This window comes from Stutzerimonas nitrititolerans (assembly GCF_003696285.1).
GTDB lineage: Bacteria > Pseudomonadota > Gammaproteobacteria > Pseudomonadales > Pseudomonadaceae > Stutzerimonas > Stutzerimonas nitrititolerans.
This window is the reverse complement of the sequence record NZ_RFFL01000009.1, coordinates 50,469-65,777: the sequence shown is the minus strand read 5'-3', so window position 1 is coordinate 65,777 and position 15,309 is coordinate 50,469. Positions and strand designations below refer to the sequence as shown.

Annotated in this window: 12 protein-coding genes; all 12 read right to left on the bottom strand. The window is 51.7% G+C overall.

Features of this window, described 5'->3' with window-relative positions:
* Positions 1 to 15: 15 nt before the first annotated feature.
* The 12 genes from EA795_RS12675 to EA795_RS12615 all read right to left on the bottom strand — a co-directional run bounded on the left by EA795_RS12675 (position 16) and on the right by EA795_RS12615 (position 14,891).
* Positions 16 to 999 carry a hypothetical protein gene (locus tag EA795_RS12675; RefSeq protein ID WP_122077662.1) on the bottom strand — a complete coding sequence of 328 codons (984 nt, stop codon included), beginning with the start codon at positions 997 to 999 and terminating at the stop codon, positions 16 to 18.
* A gap of 166 nt (positions 1,000 to 1,165) precedes the next feature.
* Positions 1,166 to 2,434, bottom strand: a complete 1,269-nt coding sequence (locus tag EA795_RS12670) for a glycosyltransferase (protein ID WP_122077660.1) — start codon at positions 2,432 to 2,434, stop codon at positions 1,166 to 1,168.
* Between the two features lies 1 nt (position 2,435).
* Positions 2,436 to 3,677: an O-antigen translocase gene (locus tag EA795_RS12665; protein WP_240645018.1), complete on the bottom strand. Its 1,242-nt coding sequence runs from the start codon at positions 3,675 to 3,677 to the stop codon at positions 2,436 to 2,438.
* Positions 3,678 to 3,703: 26 nt separating this feature from the next.
* Complete coding sequence (gene rffA, locus EA795_RS12660; RefSeq protein ID WP_122077656.1) at positions 3,704 to 4,852, bottom strand: dTDP-4-amino-4,6-dideoxygalactose transaminase; 1,149 nt, start codon at positions 4,850 to 4,852, stop codon at positions 3,704 to 3,706.
* Positions 4,839 to 5,411, bottom strand: coding sequence for an acyltransferase (locus EA795_RS12655; RefSeq protein ID WP_122077654.1), 573 nt, complete (start codon positions 5,409 to 5,411; stop codon positions 4,839 to 4,841). Before EA795_RS12655 ends, rffA begins: the two co-directional genes overlap by 14 nt.
* A gap of 50 nt (positions 5,412 to 5,461) precedes the next feature.
* Entirely contained in the window at positions 5,462 to 6,325 is an 864-nt protein-coding gene (gene rfbA / locus EA795_RS12650; protein ID WP_122077652.1) for a glucose-1-phosphate thymidylyltransferase RfbA, read from the bottom strand.
* A gap of 12 nt (positions 6,326 to 6,337) precedes the next feature.
* Positions 6,338 to 7,438, bottom strand: coding sequence for a dTDP-glucose 4,6-dehydratase (rfbB, locus tag EA795_RS12645; RefSeq protein WP_122077650.1), 1,101 nt, complete (start codon positions 7,436 to 7,438; stop codon positions 6,338 to 6,340).
* A gap of 67 nt (positions 7,439 to 7,505) precedes the next feature.
* Entirely contained in the window at positions 7,506 to 9,176 is a 1,671-nt protein-coding gene (locus tag EA795_RS12640; RefSeq protein ID WP_122077648.1) for an MBL fold metallo-hydrolase RNA specificity domain-containing protein, read from the bottom strand.
* A gap of 128 nt (positions 9,177 to 9,304) precedes the next feature.
* Positions 9,305 to 10,585, bottom strand: coding sequence for a Wzz/FepE/Etk N-terminal domain-containing protein (locus EA795_RS12635; RefSeq protein ID WP_122077646.1), 1,281 nt, complete (start codon positions 10,583 to 10,585; stop codon positions 9,305 to 9,307).
* Positions 10,586 to 11,070: 485 nt separating this feature from the next.
* On the bottom strand, positions 11,071 to 12,345 hold the full coding sequence (locus tag EA795_RS12630) for a Wzz/FepE/Etk N-terminal domain-containing protein (protein WP_065983846.1): 1,275 nt from the start codon (positions 12,343 to 12,345) through the stop codon (positions 11,071 to 11,073).
* A gap of 144 nt (positions 12,346 to 12,489) precedes the next feature.
* On the bottom strand, positions 12,490 to 12,774 hold the full coding sequence (ihfB, locus tag EA795_RS12625) for an integration host factor subunit beta (protein WP_014852485.1): 285 nt from the start codon (positions 12,772 to 12,774) through the stop codon (positions 12,490 to 12,492).
* Positions 12,775 to 13,229: 455 nt separating this feature from the next.
* Positions 13,230 to 14,891 carry a DEAD/DEAH box helicase gene (locus EA795_RS12615; protein ID WP_122077644.1) on the bottom strand — a complete coding sequence of 554 codons (1,662 nt, stop codon included), beginning with the start codon at positions 14,889 to 14,891 and terminating at the stop codon, positions 13,230 to 13,232.
* Positions 14,892 to 15,309: the final 418 nt, after the last annotated feature.

Sequence of the window (15,309 nt, the reverse complement as noted above, 5' to 3'; positions counted from 1 at the left end):
GAAAAAATTGAAAATCTAAGAATCATAAGCAACCCCATAAAAACCGTCCCCAAACTTCAGCACTCGACAAATAAAATCAATTCCTCGGAAGGAAAAATATGCACCCGCCAACAAAACGGCAAAGTTAATACCGCCATTATACCTTAGGCCATAATACATAAAAACAAAATAAGAAAAAATAACAATACGCTCCCCGCCAACAAAAAAGGACATGAGAACCAAGGGGAAACTTGATAAAAACGCTTTAAACTTTTCATCTTTCGCATAAAAAACCGCAGCCATCATAAATAAAAGAGGCTTAACCAAAGAGCGAAACCCACCATTATCCAAATAGTATGGCAACTTACCAAGTATATGATTCCGCATAACAAAAAGAAAAATAAACAAAAAAAACAAAAGCACAAAGAAACCGAAAGAACTATAAGGAAGCCGCCCCCTTGCCACCCTCTTTAAAATAAAAGCAAAACTACTAGACCTTTCCGCCACAACCAGCATTACAACTTGAACATGAGCAAAAATTGAAATACCTTGAAAAAAATACCGAAGAATACCACGAAAAAAAAAGCTTAATAAAAAAATAACTAAAGCAAACTTCAAGCGCTCAGCAGAAAAAAAAAGCACCATCAAATAGAAGTTAGGGAAAAGCAGCAAATATATACAAGGATTTACCTTAACCCTGAGCATCCAAAGAACAACGAAATAAACAAGAAAAAAATTAACCAACGATAAAATTATATTCTTATCAAAAAACATTGAACAAAAATAAACAAACAAAAAATATACAGGCTCAAAGGTACCAAGCTTTTCCCTATAAAAATAAAAAGCCTCTAATAGATTAAGCCCGACAACCTCATCATAAAACCCGCGATACGCTATCTGATCCCCCCCATAAAAAAAGGGAAAAATAAGAATACTACCCAAAAAAAATAAGCCAGAAATAAAAAAAGCAGCGAGATAGTTTTTTGTATTTTTATGAAGCGCAAATAAACTTAATACCATTAAAAAGCGCCTCGCAATGATTCATACAATCCAAACACACGAAGAAAAGCGAAAAAATCATCACTACAAATATATTTCACAAATGCAATAGAAACAAGCACAACACTCCAACCACTACAGCGAGACATTAAAGCCGGCGCCAATATCAACAACTCAACATACGCGATCAACGTATAGTTCCTTGATTCCGTCTATCAGCAAAAACGCGATTAACACCAAGCTTATGCATAACGGAACAAAAAAACAGAGATATAGAAGCGTGGAGGTTTGAATATTCTGCTACTACATCTCTATCCATTAAAGGGAGGCGCGAGGCATGACTTCTAAAGCCATCCACAGTATTAGTAATAGAAAACGTTTTTGCTTTATTTTTGCATGAAGCTGCAACCGTGTTCCAAACAGCCTCATCCAAAAGTATCTCTTTTATTTTATCCGCCATTTCAAAGAGTGGCCTTCCGTCCTCCAGTTCATTATATGAAAAACCCTCAATATCACTTAAAAAGCCATATGTGATAGCCTCTTTAGTAGACTCAATCCCTATCAGGGCTGGAACTCCTACAGCAGCAGCTTCGATAATGGCCGTACCGCTCCCAACAAATAAAAAAGCCCCTTCTAGAACAGACGAAAATTGAGAGTATGGAATTCGCCCCCTAAATTCAACCACCTCAGTCACACCTCGTTTTGCAGCAAGCTCACGAAGTTCCGTGTCATATGGCCCTTCCCCATATATTTCATAGCGAAATGCAGGGTCAATCGAAAGCAATAGAGGCATACAGTTAATAATATGCGAATTATAAGATTTAAAATTTAAAAGATTACCTATTGAAACAATTCTTCGGGCACCTGCATCACCTAAAGTAAATTTACCCATAAATGAAGGAAGCTCAATACCAATAGGCACAAGAGATGCTCGAGAAAAATCCAAGTTAAAAAAACGTGTATAAGCCTCTATATTTGCTTCATTATAAAACACAGCTCCATCCTGCCCAAGTTGCTTAAATAGCCGCTGCCCCTCTTTCGCAAAATAATACTCAGCTCCAGAAAACATAAATTCATTTTGATGATAAACACCTACAGAAACTTGGACACTTCGACCGGTCAATTTAACAAACCGACATAACCATAAAAGACCAAAAACCGCCATTACATGGGCTTTATTTCCATGCTTATTAAAAATACCTGCAAGAGCTGAAATATTAAATGGCAAAAAACCAACCAACGGTGTCTTATCAAAATACTGAAAAACAGGATTCATAAAATCACTAAGAAAATATACATCCGCATACCTCTCGATCTCATGCAACAATTTTACTTCTGGTTTATTTGTAAGGACTAAAACCCCCAGCCTTTCTCCTTTATTCAAGCTTTCTCGGGAAAAGCGTAAAATAAATGTAGAACCACCATTGAATTCTAAAGTATTAGCTATTATCAGCATGTTAATCAATTACTCCCCGCTTACAAAAGCGCCTTGAGCAAACAAGAAAAACAACAAGGCATGCCATAAAATATATAAAGTAAGTAACTGCATAGCCCATCATAACCCCTTGAGCTCCAAAATAATTACGCTCCAAACACACAGCAAAGAAAACAAAAAGTAGGCTTTGCGCAAGCTCCGCAAATATATATAGCTTTGCCGCCGCTTTAGCGACAGCAACGAAACCAATTACGTACGAGCCTATTTTAAAAAAATCACCGAGAAGTTGAAAATGTATTATATTCAAAAGACCATTGAAATCATGAGAAAGTAAAAGGACTATAAAAAAACTTCTCCACCAATAAAAAACAACAGCACCAGACGCAAATACAGCCATAACGAAAAACAAAATGCGCATAGTCTTATAGTGTATTTTTAGCCAATTTTTTTCTGCGGATATAATTGGCACAAACCAATAAGCCAGAGCAACGGAGAAAAGCCCTGTGTAAGCAGAGGACAATCTAGTTGCCGCCTGCCAAACTCCAGCCTCTTGATACCCACTCATAACAATCAAATGCTGTCTGACAAGGATTTCAACCAATGGAAAAGCAATTGCGCTCGCCAAAAGCATTAAGGTATAACGGAATAGTTTTCTAAAATCATGATCACCCCGAACTGACAGGCGAACTAATCGGCTTAATTTTGTTTTAAAACTATAAAAAAAAGCTGGAAAAACTGTTGCTAGTAAACTGCAAACCAATCCAACAATTGCTCCCTTCAACCCCCCGTTCGCAACCAACGCCCAGCACAGAGGAAGTGCTAACAGGCTACCGATAATTTGTATTTTTGCATAAATATGATTTTGCCCTACGCCATTGCAGACCCCAATTATGAGATTGGTAAAGGAAAAACCCACCTGTGCCAGCGCCAGCACGATGATATATGGGTAGAGCTGTGCGTCTCCGAAAATAACACCTGCTATAGGCTGGGAAAAAATGACTCCCAGCACAAAAAGGAGTAAGGAAAAGATAAGGGAGTAGCTCGCAGCAGATGAGACAAAGCCAACGAGCTTAAATGGTTGATTCCGATATTCTGCAGCATACTTAATTACGCCATTAAGGATGCCCCCCCCAGCCAAAATACTAAGTATGGTGAGAAGGCTCATGAAATGTCCGAGCCTTCCCAAACCTTCCGCCCCTAGGTAAAAAGACACTAGTTTTAGGAGCAGAAACCCTACCAATAGTTTGGAAAGGTGTGCAAACACCGTCAGCAATACACTATAAGCTGAATTCAATTTAAGGAGCCAATTCCAACGATCGCAGTTGAGACAACACTCACGATCTTTTTAATAGTGCTTTCCTCAATTCCAAACCACATGGGCAACCGTAGCAAGCGTTCGCTTTCCGAAGTCGTATAGCGGTCCTTTCCAGAAAATCGGCCAAAAGTGGTACCTGCCGGGGAACTATGGAGAGGTATGTAATGAAAAACTGCCAGAATTTGACATTCTTTCAGAGCCGTTATGACTCGACTTCTCATTTCAAGATCTTTGAACTTAAGGTAGAACATGTGTGCATTATGCTGGCAGTCGGTTGCTATAGTAGGCAACTCGACAAGACCAGCATCCCTCAACGCTAGAAAAGCCTCATTGTATTTTTCCCAAGAAGCCAGCCTGGCTATATTGATTTCTTCAGCTTTTTCGAGCTGTCCGTACAAAAATGCCGACTGCAACTCCGAAGGCAAGTAACTACTCCCTACATCAACCCAGGTATATTTATCCACTACCCCTCGGAAGAATTGGCTTCGATTAGTGCCCTTCTCTCGAATTACTTCTGCTCTTTTTACGAACTGCTCATCGTTGATGATAAGCAGCCCACCCTCGCCGCCGCTGGTATAGTTTTTGGTTTCATGAAAGCTGTACGCGGCCATATGGCCAATCGAGCCCAACTGGCGACCCTTGTAAGTAGACATCATTCCTTGAGCAGCATCCTCTATCACAAAAAGACCATTCCGCTCTGCAATTGCCATGATCGTATCCATTTCACAGGCTACACCTGCGTAATGCACCGGTACGATTGCTTTTGTCTTATCTGTAATCGCCGCCTCAATTAGCTTTTCATCTATATTCATCGTATCTGGTCGGATGTCTACAAATACGATTCTAGCTCCCCGGAGAACGAATGCATTTGCGGTGCTGACAAATGTATAGCTTGGCATGATGACCTCATCACCCGGCTTAACATCAATCAGCAGAGCCGCCATTTCCAATGCATGTGTACAGGAAGGTGTAAGCAATGCCTTTCTGCAACCCAGCCGTTTTTCAAACCAAGTTTGGCATAGCTTACCGTACACACCATCACCAGAGATTTTCTCACTGCGCATCGCGGCCAGTACGTGCTGGACTTCATTCCCCGTATACGGCGGCTTATTAAAAGGAATCATTTTTAATCTCTTCCAAAAACTTTCTTTCTAATTCAAGCAAATTTTTCTTGCGTTCTTTTATACGACGAGCGGGATTTCCTACATAAACTCCCCAGGGCTGGGTGCTTTTATTCAGCAACGCCATAGATCCAACTGAGCATCCAACCGCAACATGCACGCCAGGAAATATTATAGCGCCAGCTCCGACTATAACGTGACGACCAATGGTAACAGCTTTAAAAATTTCATTTTTATATTCCCTTGGAACAAGGGAATTTGCCATACTTTCGCCAGAATAGTCATCACTCTGTGCGAACACTTTAACACCGTATGCTAGAGTGCTAAAATCGTCAAAAGTAATCCCCGGCAAACCACCGGCTATTAGACACATCGGAGTTATATGGCAAAACGCGCCAATATTGACAGCTCCGGACACTACGCAAAAATCATCAATACGTGAGTTATTACCAATTTCAATCTGATCACAGTTATAAATACTAGCCTTATCGCTAATTTTTACATTTTCTCCCAAACGTTTGAAGCCCATTGCCGCAAGTTTCTCTTTTGAATAATAGGCCATATCATTTCCTGGTAAAAAACATTTCTAGAGTTAAACTACTCAACCAAGCATTAACCAACAAGGGAGAGCAGATACTGCCCATACCCATTCTTGCTAAGCGATCTCCCAAGACGTTGCAAATCATCGGCATTTAGCCAATTATTCAGGAATGCGATCTCTTCCAAGCAAGCAATCTTGTAACCCTGACGTTTTTCGATAGTCTCAACAAAGTGGGCAGCTTCCAGTAGGCTTTCATGGGTACCCGTATCGAGCCAGGCGAAGCCTCGCCCTAATAGCTCTACATTCAGACTGCCGCGCTTCAGGTAAGCTTGGTTGATGCTAGTAATTTCCAGCTCGCCACGGTCCGAAGGTTTAACTTGCTTGGCCATTTCCACGACATCGTTGTCGTAAAAGTAAAGGCCAGTTACCGCATAGTTTGATTTTGGCTTTAGCGGTTTTTCTTCAATGGTGACAGCGCGTTTGTTTTCATCAAACTCGACAACCCCAAAGCGCTCGGGGTCTTTGACTTGATAGCCAAATACAGTTGCACCCCGCTTTCTGGTCGCAGCTGTATGCAGCATGGGACTAAAGCCTTGGCCGTAGAAGATATTGTCGCCTAGTACGAGGCACACTGAATCGTCGCCAATAAACTCTTCACCAATGATAAAGGCTTGCGCGAGACCATCGGGGCTTGGTTGTACTGCGTAGCTGAGCCTAATACCAAAATCGCTGCCGTCCCCGAGCAAACGCTGAAAACTACCAATATCGTCCGGAGTGCTGATCAGGAGAATGTCGCGGATACCCGCCAGCATCAGCACAGACAGAGGGTAATAGATCATGGGCTTGTCGTAGATCGGCAACAACTGCTTGGATATGCCCTTGGTGATGGGATAAAGCCGTGTGCCAGAGCCACCGGCTAGAACGATACCTTTCATGAAGTTACTTCCTTAAGCAATGGTGCCGAGGCGTTCGCGTTGATAACTGCCATCCTGCACGCGGCGGCACCACTCAAGGTTATTCAGATACCACTCAACTGTTTTGCGGATGCCGGTCTCGAATGTCTCCACAGGCGTCCAGCCCAATTCGCGCTGGATCTTGCTGGCGTCGATGGCGTAGCGCAGGTCATGGCCGGGGCGGTCTTGGACATAAGTGATGAGCTGCCTGTAAGAACTGATCGCGGACAAGTCCGCTCCTACAGGTAAAGTGCCATCCATGCCCGCTGTGGCTGGGCTGAGCTCGTCGAGGATGTCGCAAAGGGTATGGACGACTTCGATGTTCTGTTTTTCGTTATGGCCGCCGATGTTGTAGGTCTCGCCTATCTGGCATTCGGTCAGCACCTTGTACAGGGCACGAGCGTGGTCTTCGACGTACAGCCAATCACGAATCTGATCGCCTTTGCCGTAGATAGGCAGCGGCTTGCCCTCCAAGGCGTTGAGGATGATCAGCGGGATAAGCTTCTCGGGAAAATGGTAAGGGCCATAGTTGTTGGAGCAATTGGTGACCAGCACGGGCAGGCCATAGGTGCGCTGCCATGCCCGAACTAGGTGGTCAGAGCTGGCCTTGCTTGCTGAATAAGGAGAGCTGGGTGCGTAAGGCGTCGTTTCGGTGAAGAGCTCTTCCGGATTTTCCAGATCGCCATACACCTCGTCGGTGGAGATGTGATGGAAGCGGAAAGCTGCCTTGCGCGTATCGTCCAGGCCTTGCCAATAATGGCGAGCCGCTTCAAGCAAGGTATAGGTGCCGACGATGTTGGTTTCGATGAATGCAGCCGGCCCGGTGATTGAACGATCGACATGGGACTCGGCAGCCAGATGCATCACTGCGTCTGGCTGGTGTTCGCTGAAAACACGATCCAGTTCGGCACGGTTGCAAATATCAACATGCTCGAAGGCGTAGCGCTCGCTGTCGCTGACTTCAGCCAGGGATTCGAGGTTGCCGGCATAGGTCAGTTTGTCGAGATTGACTGCAGAATCAGTCGTGCTGCCGATGATGTGACGAATCACTGCCGAACCGATGAAACCGGCTCCACCGGTTACGAGAATTTTCATTTACCAGAGATCCTTTTATTACTGTCCATCCTACACACGAAACAAGGCTGAGTAAGGGCCGGCACGCTCATAGTCGTAGCTCCACATCCTTATTGTCATCGATATAGCGAGCCTTCAATGTTTCAGCCAACGCCTCCTTGGCCCGTTGCTCACCATGCACCACCCTAATCTCAGTCGGCCACTGCTGCATCCCAGTCACAAAATCCACCAACCCGTTCTGATCCGCATGGGCAGAGTAGCCACCGATGCTGCTAATGCCAGCACGAATATCGAAGCGTTCACCATCCAGGTTTACATAGCCGCCTTTCGGACCGTAGGTCTGGATGGCGTGCCCTGGCGTGCCTTTGGCCTGGTAGCCAACGAAAAGGACGTTGTGCCTTTTGTCGCCCAGCATGGCTTTCAGGTAATTGACGATGCGGCCACCCGAGCACATGCCACCACCGGCAATCACGATGGCGGGGCGTGCAGTTTGAGTCAGGTGGTTCACTATTCGTTGGTGGTCGCTGTGGCTGTCTAGTGTAATGAGTTGTTCAAAGGCCAGCGGGCGGCGCCCGGATTGGACTCTGTCGCGGGCTTCCTGGTTCCAGAAGGGTTTCAGCTCACGGTAGGCTGCAGTGAAGCGGCTGGCCAAGGGTGAGTCGAGGATGATGGGGAGTTCGGGCCAGTTGGTTTCGGGCGTGTCGCCTGCCGCTTCTCCTCTCACCTCGGCGCTTTCGGCAGTAATCTCGTTCTCTGGCATAGTTTCCCTTCCCCTCACCCCAGCCCTCTCCCCAGAGGGGAGAGGGAGAATTGGGACGGCCCTCTCCTCGGTGGGGAGAGTGACCCTCGTCTCGGTGGGGAGAGGGGGACGGTCGGTGTTGCTGTTCGCGGGCGAGCTCGCTCCTACAGAAGCGGGTACGGTCTCGGAAGGGAGCATATTTGCGAGTGAGCTCGCGCCTACAGAGCGCGTATGGATGATTTCTTCCAGTTCGTAGAGCAGTTCCTGGGTGCGGCCGATGCTGAAGGCCGGGATAAGGACTGTGCCCTGGTCCTGCAACGCTTGTTCGATGACTGCTTCTAGGCGCTGGCGGCGGGTTTGCCGGTCTTCGTGAAGACGGTCGCCATAGGTACTTTCCAGCACCAGGATATCCGCACGTTCGGGCGGTTGCGGTGGCATCAGAAATGGCGCATGGGGTGCGCCCAGATCGCCGGAAAACACTATCCGCTTGCTCTCCCCTGCCTGAGGATAATTCAGATCGATTTCCACATAGGCGGAACCAATGATATGGCCGGCACGTTGCAGGCGGATACGCGCGTTCAGTTCGTCGGTATCTACCAGCGTGAACCAATGCTGATAAGGCAGAGCGACGAGGCGGCTTTCCACCAGATCGATGTAGCGCTCGATACGCTGCTGGTCGCAGCTGAAGCTCAGCTTGAAGGCATCTTCAAGAACGATGGGCAGGAGTTTTGCCGAGGCTTCGCTGCAAAGAATCGGCCCTTCGAAGCCTGCCGCCAACAGATAGGGAATACGCCCGACATGGTCGATGTGTACATGGGTGACCACCAGCGCCTTGATGGTATCCAGCGGAAAGTCGATCGGTAGACGGCTACCGCCCTCGCCGCTCGGAATGGAAGCGTCGTCACCTTGAAACAGCCCGCAGTCGACTAGAAGACTGGTCGTAGCATTCATGTCGAGCTGGTGACAGGAACCGGTCACGCCGTCCTTGGCGCCGTGATGTTCGATTTGAGGATAGCCCATGGTTATTCCTTTAACGATGTGCCAACGACTCGCGGCACCCTGTTCACGAGTCGGCTGAAAATTAAAAAGGAGATTCTATCGGGTTTCGGCACCGCTGAGGTGCCAGCGGCGTACCGAGGGATGGATGGTTAGATTGCCGGTGCGGGCCGGTGCAGATTACGCATCAGCGCGATGAACAAGCCGAACATGCCGCCGAGCACTAGAGCGAGCGCGACGATCAGGGCCTTCCTGGGCTTGATCGGGCTGCTTGGCTCTACGGCGCTCTGGTCAATGGAGACGAGTTTGAGCGAATCGGTATCCAACTGCATCGCACGTAGCCGTGCAGCCTCTTCACGCCAACCGGCAAGATCCTTCAGGAACAGGTCTTCATTCTCGCGACTGTTGAGCGCTTCGATCTGGCGGTTGTGCTCGAGCAACTTGAGTTCACGGGCGATTTCAGCGATGCGGGGCTCGGTGAAATCGTCGGAGCGGCGCGCCAGGAGCGCTTTGCGCTCGGCCTCCAGCGCTTCGCTGCCCATGAAGTAAAGCGGGATCTGCTGATTGTTGACTTCGGTGCGGATCACGCTGCCCTGGCTGGTGATCTGGGCCGCGCCGAGCGAAGACGGCGTCGTGGGTTTGGTGATGCCCAGCGAGGTGGCGATGCGAATCGCTTCATTGAGCTGATTGATGCGGTTATCGCGGCGAGTCTTCAATTGCTGGCGCAGCGCTGCGAGCTCGTCGTTGAGCTGGGCGCGCTTGAGTGCATCCGCCTCACTCAGCTTGGCGATTTTGATTTCCTTGCTGGCCTCGTAGTTGGCGCGTGCCGCATCCATCCGCGTTTCCAGTTGATTGAGGCGATTACCGATGAGCGTCTCGAGGTCGGCCGCAATCTGTTGACGCACATTGTTCAGCGAGTACTGCACGAAACCGTTCACGACCTCGACGCCGTTGATGTTCTCCGGGTAGGTCAGTTGGATACCGACAAAAGGCGTGGTGCCTTCAGCCTTCTTGGGGTCGGGCTGCAGCAGTTTGAAAGCCTCATCATTGAAAGACTCAAAGGTTTGTTCGAGGCTGCGACCGGGCTGGGCCAAGTCAGCGAACAGCTGCTGATTATCACGAAAGAAGCCGAGCCGGTTATCGTAGGAATCGAGTGCTGCTCCGACCTGGGCCAACGCCTGTTTAGGCGACAGCTCGTAGATACCCAGGTGGTTAAGCTCGTCGAGATCCTTGATCGCCGCTGGCCGCAGCACGCTCTGGACGCTGTAATAGGGTGTTGCGACCAGCGCATAGAGCAGCCCGACTGCTCCAGCCAGAGCAGTGACCGCGATGATGAGTACTTTTTGCTTCCATAGCGCGCTGATGAGTTGAATCAGGTCAATCTCATCACTGGCAACTGGGCTTAGATTTTGCGGAGAGGCCACAGCGTTCACGTCGAATTCCGTTTCTTGAGTGGGGCGCAACTACTGCGCCAAGGCGGGACTACACGAGAGCGGAAAGGTTCCGCTCTTTCGTGACGGATGCAATTTTGCCACCTAGATCACAAAAGACAAGTTATTCCAGCTGGAACCATGCTGTTGTGCGCACCCGCCTTCAGACGAATGCGCTAGCCACTCGCAAAAACCTGCAAGGCCGAGAGGATTTTGGGCACCTCGGGGTGTCTAGCCGCTGCGGGGCCCCACCTCGGTGCGATGTGTTTTAAGCTGTTTGCAGACCGCTGGACCTGATAGTTCCCACGCCCCAGCTGGGAACCCATCCGGGGCGCTCTGCGTCGGGACACCCAGAGCATCGCAAGCTGCGCTCCCACGCGGAGCATGGGAGCGATCAAAGCACGGGACGACACCATTAGAGGATATTGCAAGCCTTGCGGCCTGCATTCGCCGCGAGGGCGTGCTTCCCAAGAGCTTGCGGCAGATGCTCAGAGTGATGGATGGCGCTCGCCGCTACGCACCATCAAGCTACGAACCAGCGCGATGAACACACCGAGCATTCCACCGAGCACAAGCCCTAAGGCGATGATCATGGCTTTTTTCGGTTTGATGGGATTCAGCGACTGGAGTGCGAGCTGGTCCAGCCGGACCAGTCGCAACCGTTCCGTATCGAGCTTGATGCCTTTCAGACGTGCAGCTTCCTCACGCAGTTGGGCAAGGTCGGTCAGGTACAGGTCTTCCTGATCTCGCTCCTGAAGGATCTCAACCTCACGATTATTCTCGAGCATGGCCAGTTCGGACTGGATTTCGGCAATACGCGGCTCGATGAAATCGTCCGATTCTCGGTTAGCGAGGGCATCACGCTCTGCCGCCAGTGCTTCGGTGCCCATGAAATACAGGGGTATCTCCTGGTTGGTCACTTCGGTGCGAATGACCTGCGTGCCGCTGCGTGTGGATTGCGTCATGGCCGACGGCGTGGTCGGAGTACGAATCCCAAGCGATTCGGCAATGGCAATCGCCTCATTGAGTTTCTGGATGCGATGGGTGCGGCGCGTTTTAAGCTCCTCGCGCAAAGCGGCGAGTTCGTCCTGCAGCCGGGCCCGGTTGAGCGCACTCTCCTCGAGAAGCGCTGCAATCTTCGCTTCTTTGGAGGCGTTGTAGTTTGCGCGCTGCGCTTCCATCTTCATGTCCAGGCTGGACAGGCGGTTATTGATCAGGCTTTCGAGATCATCGGCAATCTCTTGGCGCTCCAGTTCCACCACATAGGAAACGAAGTCATTCACCACGGACGCACCGTCCATGCCCTTGGGATAGGTGAGCTTGAGGCCGACGAACGCGCTGCGGTTATCCGTCTTCTTGGGATCGGGATGAAGCATCTCGAACGCCGTCTCGTTGAAGGCCGCGAAGGTCTGTTCGAGCGAGTCGCCCCGCTTGGGGATATTTTGAAAAAGCTCCTGATTGTTCAGGAAGAAGTCCAGACGGTTGTCATAGGACGAAAGGCCACCCGCTACCCGGTTGATCGCTTCTTCGGGGGTCAGCTTGTAGATGCCCGTTTCATTGAGCTGATCGAGGTTACTCTTCGGAACGGGCCGCAGGTAGGTTCGGGTTTCATAGTAAGGCGTTGCTAAAAAAGCGTAGGCAGCGGCTATAACCGCGGCGATGAGCGTGACGCCAATGATGAGCAGCTTCTGCCGCCAAAGCGCACGAAACAGCTCGACCAGATCTATCTCGTCAGTTGTGTTGGATTGCTGAGGCACGACCATTCCCGATTCCTTGTTCTGGATACGCTTCAAAGCAGAGCGAGCGAACCGGGATTTGTACCTGTTGCGGCCGAAAAGTTCCGCGGGATTGATGATTTATGACAACTTTTAAGGGCGCGCTTTTAGCAAGTCGCAGACACCTGCACGCTACTCTTCCTCATTGACCCTATCCCGCAGCTCCTTCCCCGGCTTGAAGTGCGGGACGAACTTGCCATCGAGCGGAACGGATTGGCCGGTCTTGGGGTTACGGCCGATGCGAGGGGCGCGGTAGTGAAGGGAAAAACTGCCGAAGCCGCGAATCTCGATGCGATCTCCGGTAGCCAATGCCTGAGCCATCTGCTCGAGCATGGTCTTGATGGCCAGCTCCACATCCTTGGAGGACAGCAGCCCTTGTTGAGTGACGATTCGCTCGATCAACTCCGACTTGGTCATGGTTTTCCCTTCGTTTTCAAGCGCCTAGATCATTTGACTTGCGCCTGTTTGTAGCACGTTGTTCAGAGTTTGAACAGCCTGTGTGCTTTTTTATTAGGCCAGAATGATTGACTGAAAGGTCAAGGATGTGATTAGGGGAGGCGCCGCTGGCGGAAAAAGTTTGCGGTTCTTTTTCTGATGGTTTTGTGCGGTCAGTCAGCTGCACCCGACCTGTAGGAGCGAGCTTGCTCGCGATCCAGCTTGTAGGGTGGAAAACTCGCGACGCGATTTTCCACGCGGGGCAGGAAGGCAACCCTCCGCCCCGCGTGGATGGCTTCGGCCATCCACCCTACGTCAGGGGCGGGATCGCCAGCAAGCTGGCTCCTACGGGATGTGGGATCTGTCGGGTCCTGGGGTTCTGGCAGATACAAAAAAGGCGAGCTGATCAGCTCGCCTTTTTCTTTGCTATGTAACCCTCAGTCCTCGCGATAGCGACGCAGCTTCAACTGCTTGCCGCCGACACGGGTGTCCTTGAGTTTGCCCAGCAGGCGCTCGAGGCCTTCTTCGGGCAGTTCGACGAGGCTGAAGCTGTCGCGCACCTGGATGCGACCGATGGCTTCGCGGGCCAGGCCGCCTTCGTTGAGGATGGCACCGAGCAGGTTACGCGCGGCAATGCCGTCGCGAGCACCCAGCGGGGTACGGCAGCGGGCGCGGCCTTCGGCCAGCGGCATCGGCGCACGGCGCTCGCGATCACCGCTGCGCTCTGGACGATCGGAACGCTCACGCGGACCACTGGTTGGTACCAGCGGCTGTTCCTTTTCCACTTCGGCCAGAGTAAGCGCCTGACCGTTGGCAGCCTTGCGCAGCAGCGCAGCGGCCAAAGCACGTGGGCTGCAGCCGATATCGGCAATCAGCTTGTCGAGCAGCTCGCCATGGCTGGCTTCGGCATCGGCCACCAGCGGCGCGAGGCAGTTGGTGAGTTTCTTGATACGTGCATCCAGCACCTGCTGGGCGTTGGGCAGGCGCACTTCGGCGACCTTCTGGTTGGTCACGCGCTCGATGACCTGCAGCATGCGGCGCTCGCGCGGGGTGACCAGCAGCAGCGCACGGCCTTCGCGACCGGCGCGGCCGGTACGACCGATGCGGTGCACGTAGGACTCCGGGTCGTAGGGCATGTCCACGTTGAACACGTGAGTGATGCGCGCCACGTCCAGGCCGCGGGCGGCGACGTCGGTGGCCACTACGATGTCCAGACGGCCGTCCTTGAGCGATTCGATGACGCGCTCGCGCTGGTTCTGGGCGATGTCACCATTCAGTGCGGCAGCCTTGTAGCCCTTGGCTTCCAGCGCGGCGGCCAGATCCAGGGTGGCCTGCTTGGTACGCACGAAGGCGATCAGCGCGTCGAAATCCTCGACTTCCAGCAGGCGCAGCACGGCGGGGATCTTCTGGTCGGCATGGACCATCAGGTGTGCCTGCTCGATGCGCGCCACGGTCTGAGTCTTGGCGGCGATCTTGATGTGCTGCGGCTCGCGCAGGTGCTTCTCGGCGATGGCGCGGATCGAGTGCGGCAGCGTGGCGGAGAACAGCACGCTCTGACGGCTTTCCGGCATGGCTTCGAAGATCACTTCCAGATCGTCCATGAAGCCCAGCTTGAGCATCTCGTCGGCTTCGTCGAGTACCAGGAACTGGATGGTCGACAGCAGTGCGCTGTTGCGGCTCAGGTGGTCGACCAGGCGGCCGGGGGTCGCGACGATGATCTGCGCGCCCTGGCGGATGGCCTTGAGCTGCGGGCCCATCGGTGCGCCACCATAGATGGCGACGACGCCAACGCCGGGCATCTGCTTGGAATAGGTTTCGAACGCGGTGGCGACCTGCAGGGCCAGCTCGCGGGTCGGCGCAAGGATCAGCGCCTGCGGCTCGCGCCGGGCCGGGTCGATCTTCGACAGGATCGGCAGCGCGAAGGCCGCGGTCTTACCGGTACCGGTCTGCGCCTGGCCGATCATGTCGTGGCCGCCGAGGATCACCGGGATCGCCTGGGCCTGAATGGGGGATGGTTCTTCGTAGCCGACTGCGCTGATGGCAGCCAGTACGGCGGAGTGAATACCGAGTGCGGCAAAGCCGCCGATTTCCTGGGTCATGGGTCTTTCCTGAGGCTCCGCAAAGACCCATGTTCCGAAGCTGCGCATGCCATGCAACACCCGAAGGTCACCCTGGCAGCCTGGTCGGCGGGGTTTGCGAAAACGTATGAATGATGAATCGTCAAGGATAGCTCGAAAGCTGACAGCAGCCGAAGCAGCGCTTCGTATTGTTGCGGCACCTGAACGCGGGCTGATTTCAGCCGGCGCGTACTATACCGGAAAAGCCGGGATGCGTGCGTATGGTGTTCGTTTAATTATCGGTCGAGCGGTGAGCGCCCTCTCCCTTGGGATGTGCGATATCCGAAACCTGAGCGAAATAGCATTGGCCGCGAGGGCGCGGTTCCCACGAAAGCAGTGCGTGCGGTTTTGGCAGGTGGGTATCGAAGCTTTACCTTGCAGCCAAGCCGGAGCCGGACGC